General features: G+C 71.0%; 16 protein-coding genes and 1 riboswitch. Of the genes, 6 read left to right on the forward strand and 10 right to left on the reverse strand.

From position 1 onward, the window contains the following. Positions 1–20: 20 nt before the first annotated feature. Genes BJ992_RS19790 through BJ992_RS19805 form a run of 4 tightly spaced genes read right to left on the reverse strand, consistent with a single transcriptional unit; the run spans position 21 to position 3,827 of the window. Positions 21–701: a nucleotidyltransferase family protein gene (locus BJ992_RS19790; RefSeq protein ID WP_184983136.1), complete on the reverse strand. Its 681-nt coding sequence runs from the start codon at positions 699–701 to the stop codon at positions 21–23. After that, on the reverse strand, positions 664–1,785 hold the full coding sequence (locus BJ992_RS19795) for an XdhC family protein (RefSeq protein ID WP_184983138.1): 1,122 nt from the start codon (positions 1,783–1,785) through the stop codon (positions 664–666). Before BJ992_RS19795 ends, BJ992_RS19790 begins: the two co-directional genes overlap by 38 nt. Further along, positions 1,778–2,944, reverse strand: a complete 1,167-nt coding sequence (locus BJ992_RS19800; protein ID WP_343072766.1) for a vWA domain-containing protein — start codon at positions 2,942–2,944, stop codon at positions 1,778–1,780. Before BJ992_RS19800 ends, BJ992_RS19795 begins: the two co-directional genes overlap by 8 nt. Next, on the reverse strand, positions 2,937–3,827 hold the full coding sequence (locus tag BJ992_RS19805; RefSeq protein ID WP_184983140.1) for an AAA family ATPase: 891 nt from the start codon (positions 3,825–3,827) through the stop codon (positions 2,937–2,939). Before BJ992_RS19805 ends, BJ992_RS19800 begins: the two co-directional genes overlap by 8 nt. Before the next feature lie 209 nt (positions 3,828–4,036). On the opposite strand from BJ992_RS19805, the gene BJ992_RS19810 reads away from it, so the two are divergent. Continuing rightward, positions 4,037–4,267, forward strand: coding sequence for a hypothetical protein (locus tag BJ992_RS19810; protein ID WP_184983142.1), 231 nt, complete (start codon positions 4,037–4,039; stop codon positions 4,265–4,267). Positions 4,268–4,293: 26 nt separating this feature from the next. Here the strand turns inward: BJ992_RS19810 and BJ992_RS19815 are convergent, their stop codons facing one another. From BJ992_RS19815 to BJ992_RS19835, 5 genes are all read right to left on the reverse strand, one after another. Continuing rightward, positions 4,294–4,749 carry a PH domain-containing protein gene (locus BJ992_RS19815; RefSeq protein ID WP_184983144.1) on the reverse strand — a complete coding sequence of 152 codons (456 nt, stop codon included), beginning with the start codon at positions 4,747–4,749 and terminating at the stop codon, positions 4,294–4,296. Positions 4,750–4,844: 95 nt separating this feature from the next. Next, positions 4,845–5,336: a 6,7-dimethyl-8-ribityllumazine synthase gene (ribH, locus tag BJ992_RS19820; protein WP_184983145.1), complete on the reverse strand. Its 492-nt coding sequence runs from the start codon at positions 5,334–5,336 to the stop codon at positions 4,845–4,847. Next, on the reverse strand, positions 5,333–6,685 hold the full coding sequence (locus tag BJ992_RS19825; protein WP_184983147.1) for a bifunctional 3,4-dihydroxy-2-butanone-4-phosphate synthase/GTP cyclohydrolase II: 1,353 nt from the start codon (positions 6,683–6,685) through the stop codon (positions 5,333–5,335). Before BJ992_RS19825 ends, ribH begins: the two co-directional genes overlap by 4 nt. Next, complete coding sequence (locus BJ992_RS19830; protein ID WP_184983149.1) at positions 6,682–7,302, reverse strand: nicotinamide mononucleotide transporter family protein; 621 nt, start codon at positions 7,300–7,302, stop codon at positions 6,682–6,684. The genes BJ992_RS19825 and BJ992_RS19830 overlap by 4 nt, the downstream gene beginning before the upstream one ends. Beyond that, complete coding sequence (locus BJ992_RS19835) at positions 7,299–7,907, reverse strand: riboflavin synthase (protein WP_184983151.1); 609 nt, start codon at positions 7,905–7,907, stop codon at positions 7,299–7,301. Before BJ992_RS19835 ends, BJ992_RS19830 begins: the two co-directional genes overlap by 4 nt. A 115-nt stretch (positions 7,908–8,022) precedes the next feature. Beyond that, a riboswitch (FMN riboswitch) is annotated at positions 8,023–8,153 on the reverse strand. A gap of 417 nt (positions 8,154–8,570) precedes the next feature. Between BJ992_RS19835 and BJ992_RS19840 the strand changes: the two genes are divergently transcribed. The 5 genes from BJ992_RS19840 (at position 8,571) to BJ992_RS19860 (ending at position 14,660) form a co-directional block, all read left to right on the forward strand. After that, positions 8,571–9,593, forward strand: coding sequence for an ABC transporter permease (locus BJ992_RS19840; RefSeq protein ID WP_184983153.1), 1,023 nt, complete (start codon positions 8,571–8,573; stop codon positions 9,591–9,593). Positions 9,594–9,654: 61 nt separating this feature from the next. Further along, positions 9,655–11,439 (forward strand): ABC transporter substrate-binding protein, encoded by a 1,785-nt coding sequence (locus tag BJ992_RS19845; protein ID WP_184983155.1) that lies wholly within the window; start codon positions 9,655–9,657, stop codon positions 11,437–11,439. A 111-nt stretch (positions 11,440–11,550) separates the two neighbouring features. Further along, positions 11,551–12,531, forward strand: a complete 981-nt coding sequence (locus BJ992_RS19850) for an ABC transporter permease (RefSeq protein WP_184983156.1) — start codon at positions 11,551–11,553, stop codon at positions 12,529–12,531. 33 nt (positions 12,532–12,564) lie between these two features. After that, positions 12,565–13,629, forward strand: coding sequence for an oligopeptide/dipeptide ABC transporter ATP-binding protein (locus BJ992_RS19855; RefSeq protein WP_184983159.1), 1,065 nt, complete (start codon positions 12,565–12,567; stop codon positions 13,627–13,629). Then, positions 13,626–14,660, forward strand: a complete 1,035-nt coding sequence (locus BJ992_RS19860; protein WP_184983161.1) for a dipeptide ABC transporter ATP-binding protein — start codon at positions 13,626–13,628, stop codon at positions 14,658–14,660. Before BJ992_RS19855 ends, BJ992_RS19860 begins: the two co-directional genes overlap by 4 nt. 91 nt (positions 14,661–14,751) lie before the next feature. Here the strand turns inward: BJ992_RS19860 and rpe are convergent, their stop codons facing one another. After that, complete coding sequence (rpe, locus tag BJ992_RS19865; RefSeq protein WP_184983163.1) at positions 14,752–15,414, reverse strand: ribulose-phosphate 3-epimerase; 663 nt, start codon at positions 15,412–15,414, stop codon at positions 14,752–14,754. Between the last annotated feature and the right edge of the window lie 51 nt (positions 15,415–15,465).

Here is a 15,465-nt window from a genome sequence, read left to right on the forward strand (position 1 = left end):
TTGTTCCGGCCACCCGAAGGCTATCGATCCGCCGTCCCCGGGTCGAGCCGGAGGACGGACGCGGCGATGCGCGCGAGGTCGGCGGGGGTGTCGACGTCGGCGGGGTCACCCACGTCGTCGCAGGGGACCTCGGCGGCGAGGCCGGGACGGGACCGCAGGTAGGCGCGCGCGCCGACGTCGCCGACGGCGAGCGTGGCGGCCCCGGCGAAGTGTTCCCTCGCCAGGAGCACGGGGTTGCGCGGCGCGCCGCCGTACGTCGCCACGGCGGCGCTCGCGCCGTCCCGCCAGGCGGCGACGAGCCGGCGGACGGCCTCCGGGCCGATGAGCGGCTGGTCGGCCAGCGCGATCACCACGGCTGCCGCGGAGCGCGGCAGCGCGGCGAGGCCCGCGCGCAGCGAGGAACCCATGCCGGTCTCCCAGTCCGGGTTGCGCGCCACCGACGCGCCGCGCACCGGTACGTCGGCCGCGCCGAGCACCACCACGACGGGATCGCACCCGCCGTCACGCAGCAGCCGCACCCCTCTGTCGGCGAGCCGCTCCCCCGCCAGCTCCACGGCGGCCTTCGGCGCGCCGAACCGCGTGCCGGCCCCCGCGGCGAGCAGCAGGCCCGCGCATCCCGGCTCGCTCGTCACGGCGTGACCGGCGGCCGGTCGCTCGCCGCGCTCACAGCGGCGTCCCGCGCGGCGGCTGGTCGGCGGCATGGATGCGGCCGGTGGTGTCGGTGAGGGCCCGGCCGGTGCCGCCCCAGCGCAGGCGGATCAGCTCGGCGGCGATGGACACGGCCGTCTCCTCGGGGGTACGAGCACCGAGGTCGAGGCCGATCGGGGACCGCAGCCGGGACAGCTCGGCCTCGGTGAGGCCCGCCTCACGCAGCCGCCTCATGCGGTCGTCGTGGGTGCGGCGCGACCCCATCGCGCCGACGTAGCCGGCGCGGGTCCGCAGCGCCACCTCCAGCAGCGGCACGTCGAACTTCGGGTCGTGGGTGAGCACGCAGATCACGGTGCGCTCGTCCACGTGCGCCGACGACAGGTAGTCGTGCGGCCACTTGACGACGACCTCGTCGGCCTCGGGGAACCGCTTCGGCGTCGCGAACACCGGCCGCGCGTCGCACACCACCACGTGATAGCCGAGGAACTTGCCGACGCGCGCCACCGCCGCCGCGAAGTCGATCGCGCCGAACACCAGCATGCGCGGCGGCGGCGCGAACGAGTGCACGAACACCGGCAGGTCGTCCAGCCGCCGCTCCCCCTCCGGGCCGTAGCGGCGCACCCCGGTCAGTCCTTGCGCGAGCATGCCGCGCGCGTCGTCGTCCACCGCGGCGTCCAGCCGCGGCACGCCGAGCGACCCGGACGACTCATCGGCCCAGATGACGCGGCGGGCCCCCGGCCGGCCAGGCGCCGACATGACGGTGGCGACCGCGACCGGCTCGCCGTCGCGTACCGACGCCGCGACCCGGCCGAGCTCGGGGAACGTCGCCTTGGACACCGGCTCCACCAGGATGTCGATGATGCCGCCGCAGGTCAGCCCCACCGAGAAGGCGTCGTCGTCGCTGACGCCGTACCGCTGGAGCACCGGACGTCCGTGCGCGGCGACCTCGCCGGCCAGCTCGAACACGGCGCCTTCGACGCAGCCCCCCGAGACGCTGCCGACGACCTCGTCGCCGAGGACCGCCATGGCCGCGCCGGGGGGACGCGGCGCGCTGCGGAACGTGCCGACCACGGTCGCGAGGCCGAAGGTCTCACCGGCCTCCCACCACCGCATGATCTGCGACAGGACGTCACGCATGGGACAGCCTTTCCGCGAGCTCCTGGAACGCCGCGAGGCTGTGCCCCGCGACGAACGCGTCGACGTACGGCAGAGCGGCCCGCATGCCGCCGGTCAGCGGCTGGTACCCCTCGCGGCCCTTGTGGGGGTTGACCCACACCACGCGGCGGGCCAGCCGGGACAGCCGGGCCATCTGCGCGCCGAGCAGAGCGGGGTCGCCGCGTTCCCACCCGTCGGAGGCGATGACGACCACGGCGCCGCGGGCCGCCGACCCGCCGTCCAGGAACTCCTTGAGCTCCTCGCCGAGACGGGTGCCGCCGCTCCAGTCGGGGATGACGCGCGACACCTCGCGCATCGCGGCGCCGGGGTCGCGGTGGCGCAGCTCGGCGGTGACCCGCGTGAGACGGGTGCCGACGCTGTACACCTCGGTGGCCCGCGGCTCGGAGCGGACCAGCGCGTGCGCGAACCGCAGCAGTGTGTCGGCGTACGGCGCCATGGACCCGCTGACGTCGGCGAGCAGCACGACGCGGCGCGGCCGGGTGCGGTGGGTCATGCGGCGCAGCCGTGCGGGCTCGCCGCCTTGGCGCAGGGTCTCCTTGACGGTGCGGCCGACGTCGAGACGGCCCCGGTGGGCCGGGGTGAAGCGGCGGGACCTGCGGCGTTCCCTCGGCACGCGCAGCAGCGCCATGAGGCGGTGGATCTCGGCGAGTTCGGCGGGGGTCACCCGGGAGACGTCCCTGGTGCGCAGCACCTCGGTGCGGCTCGCCGTGGCCGGTGTCGCGTGGCCGTCGGCCCCCTCGCCGCCGTCGGGGCCGCCGGGGGTCACGGTGTGGCGCACGATCGTGACCGGCGGCGCGCCGCGGGACGGCCGTGCGCGCTCCCCGCCGAAGTACGCGGCGAAGCACCGGTCGTACCTCGGGATGTCGTCCGGCCCCGCGCAGAGGGTGAGCCGGCCGGCCCAGTAGACCTGCTCGCGGTCGGCGGCGTCCAGGTGCCGCAGCGCGCGCAGCATGCCCTGGGTGCGCTGGTGGTCGGCCCCCACCCCGGCGGCGCGCAGCGTGCGCGCGAAACCCGTCATCGTGGCGGCGAGCACCCGGGACCCGCCGGCGCCGTTCCCCTTGGTGTCGTGGTCGTCCGCGTCGTCGCGCTCGCGAGGCGCCGCGTTCGCGGGGTCAGGCACGGTGGAGCACCCCGTCGCGCAGGACGGCCTGCTGGTCCTCGCGGTACTTCAGCACCGCGCCGAGGGTGGCGGCGGCGAGGCCGGGGTCCAGGTCGCGAGCGCCGAGGGTGAGCAGGGCCTCGGCCCAGTCGAGGGTCTCGGCGACGCCTGGCGGCTTCACCAGGCCCGCGCCGCGCAGCCGCCGCGCGGCGTCCGCCACATCGGCCGCCAGTGTCTCGGTGCAGCCGGGAAGGCGGCGCAGCAGGATGGCGACCTCGCGCTCGAACGACGGGTGCTCGAGCCAGTGGTACAGGCAGCGCCGCTTGAGCGCGTCGTGCACGTCGCGGGTGCGGTTGGAGGTGACGACCACCACCGGCGGCACCGGCGCGCTGATCGTGCCGAGCTCGGGGACCGAGATGGTGAAGTCGGACAGCACTTCGAGCAGGAACGCCTCGAACTCGTCGTCGGCCCGGTCGATCTCGTCGACCAGCAGCACACTCGGCTGCGTCTCCAGCGCGCGCAGCAGCGGCCTCGCGATCAGGAACCGCCGGTCGTACAGCTCCCCCTCAAGCGTGGCGGCGTCCGTCGCGCCGGTGGCCTCGGCGGCCTTGAGGTGGAGCAACTGCCGCGCGAAGTCCCAGTCGTACAGCGCCTGCGAGGCGTCGAGGCCCTCGTAGCACTGGAGCCGGATCAGCGGCGCGCCGAGGACGGCGGCCAGGGTCTTGGCCAGCTCGGTCTTGCCGACCCCCGCCTCGCCTTCGAGGAACAACGGCCTTCCCATGCGCAGCGCGAGGTAGCACGCCGTCGTCAGCCCGTCGTCGGCCAGATAGCCGCGCTCACCGAGCAGCGCGGCGAGCTCCGCCGGCGATCCGACGTCGGACGACCGGGTTGTCCTGTGCGGCACCCCCTCAGGTTACGTCCACTCCGCCCCCACGCGTCCCGTCGCGTCCCATCCGATTGGCCGCACCTGGACACCCTGTCGTCCATCGAATCGGCGCAACTATGCGAATGAACCCTTGAACATGGACCTGACTTCAGGTAAGTGCGAGGCTGACAGAACTCCCGCGCGGCGAAGGGAAGTTGCATGGCCACCCACACGGCGAGGGAGAGATCATGACCACCGTCAGCCTCGCGCAGGTGAAGGAGCTGCACGGCAGGCGCTGGGAGATCATGGACTTCTACGGCGGCTGGATCGCCTACCGCCGCCAGCCCTGGTCGTCGGCCGCCGTCCGCTTCGGCGTCTCCAACGTCGTCGGCGCCGACAACCTGGACGACCTGGCGCGCCAGCTCGACGAGCAGAACCAGGCCGAGTCCCGGCGCAAGAGCCGCTACCCCCCGTCCTGACGCCACCGCCGGCACCGGGACCGGGGTCAGGAACGGTCCGGGGCCTCGCCGTAACGGTGGATCAGGGAGCGCAGCTCCGCGACGGCCTGCCGGGAGCGGGTCCTCTCCGTGCCCTGGATGCCCATGGCGCCGACGCTGGATCCGTCGGCGAGGTCGATCCGCGGCCAGGGTTCCCCTTCGGGGAGGGTCACGCCGAGGATCTCCGGCCATTCGTAGCGGTGGACGCGTACGGCGTTCACCACGGTGACTCCTCGGGTGTCGGCCTCCACCCGCAGGCGGCCGAGCAGGTGGAGGATGCCGGCGATCAGGCAGCCGAACAGGACCACACCGATCTTGTCGGGGAGGCCGAAGGGAGGCGGCAGCACGACGGCCAGCACCACGGCGCCGGCGACCATCACGGCGGCGAAACCGTAGGCGAGGACACGGGCTCGGCGGGGACGCCAGACCACGGGGAGCGCCGGCAGGGGCTCGTGGTCAGACATGGAGGGCTCCCCCGCGTGCGCGGCGGGTCGTTCGGCGCGGCACTGGCGTCTTTCCCTTCGGGTCACTGGTGGCGGCGGCCCCGGGACCCGGGCCGTCAGGGGAGGTCGCCGGCGTCGCGGGCCTTGAGGTCGCGCAGGAGCAGGGCCGTCTCGACGGCCGCGAGGGCGGCTTCGTAGCCCTTGTCCTCGTGGCCCCCCGGCACGCCGGAGCGGTCGATGGCCTGATCAAGGTTGTCACATGTGAGCACCCCGTTGCCCACGGGGGTGGATTCGTCCAGCGACACCCTGGTGAGGCCGGAGGTGACCGAATCGCAGACGTACTCGAAGTGCGCCGTCTCGCCGCGGATCACCGTGCCGAGCGCGACGACCGCGTCGCAGCGCCTGGCCAGCGCCTGGGCCACGACGGGGATCTCCAGTGAGCCCGCGACCCGCACCGTGACCGCCGCGGCCCCGCACTCGCGTACGGCCGCCTCGGCGCGGCCGACCATCCGGTCGGTGATCTCGTGGTGCCAGCGGGCCGCGACGATGCCGACGGTGAGCCCGGCGGCTTCGAGCGGCGCGGCGTCCGGCCGTCCCTCCCCGCTCATCGCTTCCCTCCCGCGTGCGCGACGTCGCCGGCCGTGCCGACCGTGCCGGCCTCGTCCTCGGGGACGGTCCCGTCCGGCGCTCCGGTCCCGTTCACCGTGCCGGCCGTCGCGGGCCTCGCCGGTCCGTCGTCCATCGCCGGTTCCTCCATGTGGTGTCCGAGGCGGTCGCGCTTGGCGGTGAGGTAGCGGATGTTGAACTCGTTGAAGGCCACCGGCATGGGCTCGCGGCCGAGGACCCTGATGCCGTAGCCGTCCAGGCCGCGCAGCTTGGCCGGGTTGTTGGTGAGCACGCGGACCGATCGGACGCCGAGGTCGGCGAGCATCTGGCCGGCGTTGGAGAACTCGCGCGCGTCCACCGGCAGGCCGAGCTGCAGGTTGGCGTCCACGGTGTCGCTGCCGCCGTCCTGCAGGCTGTAGGCCTTGAGCTTGGCCATCAGCCCGATGCCGCGGCCCTCGTGGCCCCGCAGGTACACCACGACGCCGCGGCCCTCGTTCGCGACGGCCCGCATGGCGTGGTCGAGCTGCACGCCGCAGTCGCAGCGCAGCGAGCCGAGCACGTCGCCGGTGAGGCACTCGGAGTGCGCGCGCACGAGGACGTCCTCGCCATCGCCGAGGTCGCCGAACACCAGCGCGACGTGCTCGCCGCCGTCGATGCCGCTGGCGTAGCCGTACGCGCGCCACATGCCGTACTTGTTCGGCAGGTCGGTGACCGCGATCCGGCTGACCACGCGCTCGCTGCGGCGGCGGTACTCGACGAGCTGCTCGATGGACACCAGCGCCAGGCCGTGCTCGTCGGCGAACAGGCGCAGCTGCGGCAGCCGGGCCATGGTGCCGTCGTCGTTGACGACCTCGGCGAGCACCCCGGCGGGGGTGAGCCCGGCGAGCCGCGACAGGTCCACCGCGGCCTCGGTGTGGCCGCGCCTGGCGAGCACGCCGCCTTCGTGGTAGCGCAGCGGGAAGATGTGGCCGGGCCGCACCAGCTCGAACGGCTCGGTTGCGGAGTCGGCGAGGGTGCGGATGGTCCGCGCGCGGTCGGCGGCCGAGATGCCGGTCGTCACGCCGTCCCTGGCGTCCACGCTGATGGTGTACGCGGTGCGCAGCCGTTCGCGGTTGTGCTGCACCATCAGCGGCAGCCCGAGGCGGTCCAGGTGCGCGCCGAGCATGGGGACGCAGATCACGCCGCTGGTGTAGCGGATGGTGAAGGCCAGCAGCTCGGGGGTGGCCTTGGCCGCGGCGAAGATGATGTCGCCTTCGTTCTCGCGGTTCTCGTCGTCGACGACCACCACGGGAAGCCCGCGGCGGATGTCCTCCACGGCCCGCTCGATCGAGTCGAACCTGATGTCGTTCATATGGTCGCGACCTCCAGCCGGCTCATGTACTGCCGGCGCCATTCACGGAATCCCAGCAGGACCAGGACGAAGAAGATGCCGTACACCACGCCGGACACCACCAGCCCGGAGGCGAACGCCAGGGGGACCCCCACCAGGTCGACCGCGACCCAGATCCACCAGAAGTCGATCAGGGCCTTGCCCTGCGCGTAGGTGGCGACGGCGCTGCCGACGAAGATGTAGGCGTCGGGGAGCGGGGCCCACGACCAGCCGGTGGCGGTGAAGAACGCGGCGACGGCCGCGGTGGCGGCCACCATGACGGCGACGAGGACGACGCGCTCGCGGGCCCCGCCGGGCCGTACGGCCAATCCTTCGGGGTCCTTGGCGCCGCGCCGCCACCGCAGCCAGCCGTACACGGCGAGCGCGCCGAACATCGCCTGCTTCAGCGCGTTGCCGGTGATGTGGGCCTGCACCGAGGCGGCGAACAGCAGGACCGAGCCGGCGAGCTGCACCGGCCAGGTCCAGATGGTGCGTCGGATGGCGAGCCACACGGTGGCGAGCGCGCAGACGTTGCCGGCGAGGTCGATCCACAGGACCTTCTGCCCGAGGAGGGTGATCCCGGCCTGCGTCCAGTTCATGAGGCGGCCCGCGTGCGGTGGGCCTCGGTGAGCCGCTCGACGTACTTGGCGATCACGTCGACCTCGAGGTTCACGAGGTCCCCCGGTGCGCGCCGGCCGAGTGTGGTGAGGCTGAGGGTGGTGGGGATGAGGCCGACGGAGAAGCCGTCGTCGTGCAGCGCGGCGACGGTCAGGCTGACGCCGTCCACGGCGATGGAGCCCTTCTCGACGACGTAGCGCGCGAGGCCCGGCGGCAGGGTGAACCGCACGGTCTCCCAGTGCTCGGAGGGTTCGCGGCCGGCGACGACGCCGGTGCCGTCCACGTGGCCCTGCACGATGTGGCCACCGAGTCGCTGGTCGGCGCGGACGGCGCGTTCCAGGTTGACCCGCGCGCCGGGTGCCAGGGAGCCGAGCGCGGTGCGGTCGAGGGTCTCCTTCATGACGTCCGCGGTGAAGACGTCGCCGTCGATCCCGGCGACGGTCAGGCAGACGCCGTTGACCGCGATGGAGTCGCCGTGCCGGGTGCCCTCGGCGACGGCCGCGCCGCGGATGGACAGCCGCGCCGCGCCGTCCAGCGCGCGCAGTTCGGTGAGCTCCCCGAGCTCTTCGACGATCCCGGTGAACATTCAGCCCCACCCGGCCCCTTCTACTCGCCAGTAGCTTCAAAGCCACGGCGAGCCCCGGGGTGATCGGGGTGCGGCGACGCACCACGTGCACGTCCGGCGACGGGTCGCCGGACGCTCGCGCGCTTCCTCCCATCCGGACTTTCACCGTCGGTCCTGGAGTTCCACCAGGTCAACCGGCCGATGGACTCGGCCGGGTCGCGGACTGTCACCGCCGGTTCGGAATTACACCGACCCCGGAGCACGCTGCTCTGCACCTCAGTGTGCCACGCCCGGCAAAGAGCTCGTAACCCCACACCCCTGTGAGCGGCACGGCGGCGACCGGCACGAAGACTGGGGTGCCACCCCTTATGCACACCTGTGTTCGAACAGCCGCCATCCGGCTACCGTTATGCGAACCATGGTCAAATTCGTGCGTTTTCGTCATGGCCGCGTCATGCTTGTGTCACAAAATCGTGACAAGGCCGAATATGAGCGATGTGTAGTGTCGCTCACGGCATCAACGCAGGTCAAGAGGCATGCGGACACGAACTGATTGACATTCCACAACGAACCTCGAAAAGGCTGAGGCGAGTTGGCGAGAACATTGACCGGCGGGTAATAAATTGCCAAGGTTCCCTCAAGTCAGGATTTCCTGCTGGTCGATCTTCTGGTGGCAGCCACACGATGACTCTCCCCTCACCCGCCACGCCGGAGGCGGACTCCGCGCTCACCGGCGCGGCCCCTCCCCCAGGCACAGGCACCGCCCCAGCGGTGGGACGCTCGCCGTCCCAGCTGATGTGGCGGCGCTTCCGACGCGACCGCACCGGCGTCGCGTCGGCCGTCGTCGTGGCCTTCTTCTTCCTCGTCGCGATCCTCGCGCCGGTGATCTCGTGGCTGTACGGCAAGGACCCGTACACGACCTACGGCCAGAACACCCCCGGGCTGCTCAACGACTACGGCTACCCGATCCTGCCGAACGGCGGCGTCAGCGGCGACTTCTGGTTCGGCCTGGAGCCCGGCCTCGGCCGCGACGTGTTCATGCAGCTCGTGTACGGCATCCGCACCTCGCTGTCCATCGCGGTGATCGTCACCATCGTCACCACGCTCATCGGTGTGGTCATGGGCATCTGGTCGGGCTACGCCGGCGGCAAGACCGACTACGTCATCGGCCGGATCATCGACACACTGCTGGCGTTCCCGTCCCAGCTGTTCCTGATCGTGTTCCTGCCGGTGATCGAGGCGGCGTTCGTCTCCCCCGAGGAGGAGACGCCGGTCTGGCTGCGGTACGTGTCCATCTGCCTGGTGCTCACCGTGCTCGGCTGGGCCACGATCTCGCGGCTGCTGCGCTCGCAGGTGCTGTCGCTGCGCGAACGCGAGTTCATCGAGGCGGCGCGGGTCACCGGGGCCTCCCCGAGGCGCGTCATCTTCAAGGAACTGCTGCCGAACCTGTGGACGCCGATCATCATCCAGTCCACCCTCGCGCTCCCGCTGTACGTCGGCGCCGAGGCCGGCCTCGGGTTCCTCGGCGTCGGCATGACCGAGCCGACCCCCGACTGGGGACGCATGTTCCTGGTCGGCTCCAACGTCTACCACCAGGACATCACCTACCTGGTGTTCCCCGGCGTCTCCATGGTGATCTTCGTGGTCGCCTTCAACCTGCTCGGCGACTCCCTGCGGGACGCCTTCGACCCCAAGACCCGGCGATGAGCCGCTTACCCGCCGTCCTCCCCCCGGACGGCCGCGCAACCAAGGAATCAGGAAGGGCGATATGAGAATCTCACGCAGGAGCACCGCCGCGGTGGTGATCCTCACGACCGGTGCGCTCACGCTGTCCGGCTGCGCCAAGGGTGGGGGCGGCGGCCCCGCGGCCTCGCAGGGTGGCGCCGGCGCCTCCAGCACGCCGCTGGAGAACAAGGCGGTCAGCGCCATCACCGTCGGCACCGCCGAGGACTCCAAGGGCCCCGCGCCTGAGGTCCCCGGCAGCAAGCGCGGCGGCACGGTCAACATGATCGACCGGGACGACTTCTCGCACCTCGACCCCGGACGCATCTACCTGAACTACAACTCCACCGTCTCCCTGCTGTTCACCCGGCAGCTCACCGGCTACCGGCAGGAGAACGGCAAGATGACGCTGGTCGGCGACCTCGCCACCGACACCGGCACCACGACCGACGGCGGCAAGACCTGGAAGTTCACCCTCAAGGACGGGCTGAAGTGGCAGGACGGCACGCCGATCACCTCCGGTGACATCAAGTACAGCTTCGAGCGGCTGTTCGCGCCGTTCATCACCGAGGGCCCGACCTATGTCCAGCAGTGGCTGGTCGAGGGTGACTACCGCAAGGCCTACGAGGGGCCGTACGGCGGCAAGTCGCTGGACGCCATCAAGACCCCCGACGACAAGACGGTCGAGTTCACCCTGACCGCGCCGCACCCGGACTTCAACTTCACCGTGGCCATGACCGGTTACGGCGCGGTGCCGAAGGCGCAGGACACCAAGGAGAAGTACGACAGGAAGCCCTTCTCCTCCGGGCCGTACCAGATCGTGAGCCACGTCACCGACAAGTCGCTGGACCTGGAGCGCAACCCGAACTGGGACCCCAACACCGACCCGATCCGCAACGCCTTCCCCGACAAGTGGCACATGGAGTTCGGCGTGCAGGCGCAGAACTCCACCGAGCGGTTCCTCGCCGACAGCGGCCCGGACAAGACCGCGATGACGTTCCACAACGCGGTGGCGGCCGAGCGGGTGCAGGAGGTGCTGAACAACGCCGAGGTGATGAAGCGCTCGGTGCGCGGCCTCACGCCGTTCACCACGTTCTACAACATCAACACCAAGCGCATCACCGACGTGAAGGTCCGCCAGGCGATCATCAAGGCCTGGCCGTCCAAGCAGGTGCAGCTCATCGCCGGCGGTGAGGTCAACACCGGCCAGATCGCCACGACCGTGCTGAGCCCGACGGTGCTCGGTTACGAGGCGTTCGACCTGTACGGCATGCGGGAGAAGCCGACCGGTGACCCCGAGGGGGCCAAGAAGCTGCTCCAGGAGGCCGGTCAGACCAACCCGACGGTGGTCTACGCCTACAACCAGACGCCGACCCAGGAGAAGATCACCGTCGCCATCAAGGACGCGCTGACCAAGGCCGGCTTCAAGGTCGTGGCCAAGCCGCTGAACCCGGCGACGTACTACGACGCCATCGGCCCGGTGGACAACAAGTTCGACATCTACTGGGGCGGCTGGGCCGCCGACTGGCCGACCGGCTCGACCGCCATCCAGCCGCTGTTCGACGGCCGGCAGATCGTCGACAACGGCTCCAACTACAGCCACCTGAACGTGCCGGAGATCAACGACGCGATCGACAAGGCCAACGCCATCACCGACGCCACCGAGGCCGGCAAGGCGTGGGCCGCGATCGACAAGATGATCATGGAGCAGGCGGCCATCGTCCCCGAGTACTACCAGACGTACTTCGGCCTGTACGGCTCCGGGCTCGGCGGTGTCGAGTTCGACCCCAACTCGGGTGAGCAGTACCCGCTGAACGTCTACGTCAAGTAGTCCCGCGTCCGCGGGCCGCCGCACTCTGCCTCGTGCCTGGTACGGCGGCCCGCAGGCCACCTGTCCCTTCCGACCACCGGTCCCACCGGCTGGAGAAGCAGTCCGAGGCCAATGTTCCGGTTTTTCCTCCGCCGTGTCATCGGCGCCGCGGTGATCCTGGTGATCATCAGTGCCGTCACGTTCTTCCTCTTCTACGCCGTGCCCCGCGACCCGGCCCGCGCGTTCTGCGGCAAGATCTGCCCTCCGCAGAACCTCGAGCTGATCCGTCACAACCTGGGCATGGACGAGCCGTTGTTCGTGCAGTACTGGCACTGGCTGGCGGGCATCTTCACCGGCCGCGACCTCGTGCAGTTCGGCACGTGCGACGCGCCGTGCCTCGGCTACTCCTTCGCCACGCAGGAGCCGGTGTTCTCGGCGATCCTGGACCGCTTCCCCGTCACCCTGTCGGTGACCGCCGGCGCGGCCGTGGTCATCCTGTCGTTCGGCGTGATCACCGGCATGATCGCGGCGTGGCAGCAGGGCAAGCCACTCGACAAGATCGCCAGCACGTCGTCGGTGATCGGCGCGTCGCTGCAGATCTACTTCGTGGGGCCGCTGCTGGTGTTCTTCATCGTGGACAGCATGGGCCTGCTGCCGCGGCCCAGCTACATCCCCTTCACCGAAGATCCGTTCGGCTGGTTCGTGCACCTGCTGATCCCGTGGGTGGTGCTGTCGATCATCTTCACCGCCAACTACACCCGCATGACCCGGTCGGTCATGGTGGAACAGCTCGCCGAGGACTACGTGCGGACCGCGCGCGCCAAGGGCATGTCCAGCCGCACGGTGTTCCTGCGGTTCGCCTGGCGCGGCGCGATGATCCCCATCGTCACGATCTTCGGAGTGGACCTCGCCACCCTGCTCGGCGGCGCGATCATCACCGAGCAGACGTTCACCCTGCACGGCATCGGCGAGCTCGCCGTGCGCGCCGTGCAGAACACCGACCTTCCCATGCTGCTCGGCGTGACACTGGTCGGTGCGTTCGCCATCGTGGTACTGAACATCGTGGTGGACGTCCTGTACGCCTTCATCGACCCCCGCGTACGGCTGAGCTGACATGGCCCCGCGAACCACCTCAAGGAGCTCCGAGTGACCACGGCGACCTGGGAACGCGAACCGGCCGCGCCGCGCGGCCCCGGGCCGTTCCTGTCGGTCCGGGACCTGTCGGTCCAGTTCGGCACCGAGGACGGCGTCGTGCACGCCGTCGACCGGCTGTCGTACGACCTGGAGAAAGGCACCACTCTCGGCATCGTCGGCGAGTCGGGGTCCGGCAAGTCGGTGTCCACGCTCACCATCCTCGGGCTGCACGACCCCGCCGTCACCACGATCGGCGGGGAGATCTGGCTGGAGGACCGCCAGCTCGTCGGCGCGCCGCGCGCCACGCTGGAGAAGCTGCGCGGCGACCGCATCGCGATGATCTTCCAGGACCCGCTGACGTCGCTGTCGCCGTACCACACGGTGGGCCGGCAGATCAGTGAGACGTACCGCAAGCACAAAGGCGCGAGCAAGCGCGAGGCGCGGGACCGCGCGATCGAGATGCTGCGGCGGGTCGGCATCCCGCACGCGCAGACCCGGGTGGACGACTACCCCCACCAGTTCTCCGGCGGCATGCGCCAGCGCGTCATGATCGCCATGGCGCTGGTCTGCGACCCCGACCTGCTCATCGCCGACGAACCGACCACCGCGCTGGACGTGACCGTGCAGGCGCAGATCCTCGACCTGCTCAAGGACCTGCAGCAGCAGTTCGGCACGTCGATCATCCTGATCACCCACGACCTCGGCGTGGTCGCGCGCACCGCGCACGACGTGCTCGTGATGTACGCCGGCAGGGCCATCGAGCAAGGGAGTGTGCGCGAGGTGCTGCGCGAGCCGCGCCACCCGTACACCTGGGGGCTGCTCGGCTCCATGCCGCGGCTGAACTCCAACGTCGACCTGCCGCTGCTGCCGGTGCGCGGCACCCCGCCGAGCCTGCTCAACCCGCCGTCCGGCTGCCCCTTCCACCCCCGCTGCGACTACCGCGACCTCGTCCCCGGCGACATGTGCGCGACCGACCGGCCCGAGCTGTCCCCCGCCGGAGGACACCGGGACGCCTGCTACCTGACGCTCGCGCAGAAGCGGGAGATCTTCGACGGCCAGATCAAGGAACGCCTGTGAGTGACACGCTGCTGGAGCTGTCCGGCCTGACCAAGCACTTCCCCGTGACCGGCGGGCTGATCGTCAAACGGCAGATCGGCCGGGTGCACGCGGTGGACGGCGTCGACCTGACCGTGGCGGCCGGGGAGACCCTCGGCCTGGTCGGGGAGTCCGGCTGCGGCAAGTCGACCACGGGACGGCTGGTGGCCCGGCTGCTCGAACCCACCGCGGGGAAGATCCTCTACCGGGGCCGGGACATCGCGCACTCCAGCCGGCGGCAGCTCAAGCCGATCAGGTCCGAGATCCAGATGATCTTCCAGGACCCGTACTCGTCGCTGAACCCCCGGCACACCGTCGGCGGCATCATCAGCGGGCCCATGGAGGTCAACGGCATCGACCCGCCAGGCGGCCGGCAGAAGCGCGTGCGTGAACTGCTGGAGATCGTCGGGCTCAACCCCGAGCACTACAACCGGTTCCCGCACGAGTTCTCCGGCGGCCAGCGGCAGCGCATCGGCGTCGCGCGGGCCCTCGCGCTGGAGCCGAAGCTCATCGTGGCCGACGAGCCGGTGTCCGCGCTGGACGTGTCCATCCAGGCGCAGGTGGTCAACCTGCTCCAGCAGCTCCAGCGTGACCTCGGCATCGCGTTCCTGTTCATCGCGCACGACCTGGCCGTGGTGCGGCACTTCTCGCAGCGGGTCGCCGTGATGTACCTCGGCAAGATCGTCGAGGTGGGTGACCGGACGTCCATCTACGAACGTCCCCGCCACCCCTACACCCACGCGCTGCTGTCCGCCGTCCCCGAGGTGGACATCGAGGACAAGCCCGCCACCGAGCGCATCCGCCTCACCGGCGACGTCCCCTCCCCCATCGACCCGCCGTCCGGCTGCCGTTTCCGCACCCGCTGCTGGAAGGCCCAGGACAAGTGCGCGCAGGAGGAGCCGCCGCTGGTCCGCCTCGACGGCAACCACGAGGGCCATCTCACCGCCTGCCACTTCCCCGAGGCCCCCACCACCCACGGCGAGGACGTCATCCTCGACCCCGCGCTCGCCTGAGCACAGCCACTTCCGGCCGGCGCAGGCGGACCCCTGCTGCGCGGGCCGGACGGTCACAGCAGGCCGGCCGCCTGCCGTGCGGGACCGAGGGTCACAGCAGGCGGTCCGCCTGGGCCCGCAGGGACCTGACCGCCTCGGCGGGGTCGTCGGCGCCGTACACGGCGTTGCCGGCGACGAACACGTCCGCGCCGGCCTCCGCGCAGCGCTCGATGGTGGCCGCCGAGACACCGCCGTCGACCTGGAGCCAGATCTCGCCGCCGTGCTTGCGGATCAGCTCACGGGCCTTGCGGATCTTGGGAAGCATGATGTCGAGGAACGACTGACCGCCGAAGCCGGGCTCCACGGTCATCACCAGCAGCATGTCGATCTCGCCGAGCAGCCCCTCGTAGTCCTGCACCGCCGTGCCGGGGTTGAGCGCGAACCCGGCCCGGGCCCCCGCCTCACGGATGCGGCGCAGGGTGCGCACCGGCGCCTTGGCGGCCTCCGCGTGGATGGTCACACTGCCGGCGCCGGCCTCGGCGTACGCCGGGGCCCAGCGGTCCGGGTCCTCGATCATGAGGTGACAGTCGACCGGCAACGTGGTGGCCTTCAACAGGGACTCCACCACCGGCAGCCCGAGCGTGAGGTTCGGCACGAAGTGGTTGTCCATCACATCGACATGCAGCCAGTCGGCCACACGCGCGACCTTGGCCACCTCGTCGGCAAGCCGCGCGAAGTCGGCGGTCAGAATGCTGGGAGAGATCTGTGCAGGCATGATCCCGCCAGTCTACGACCCTGGCCAGGTCATCCCCCACTGTTCCGTATG

The sequence above is a fragment of the Sphaerisporangium rubeum genome, from assembly GCF_014207705.1.
Taxonomy (GTDB): Bacteria; Actinomycetota; Actinomycetes; order Streptosporangiales; family Streptosporangiaceae; genus Sphaerisporangium; species Sphaerisporangium rubeum.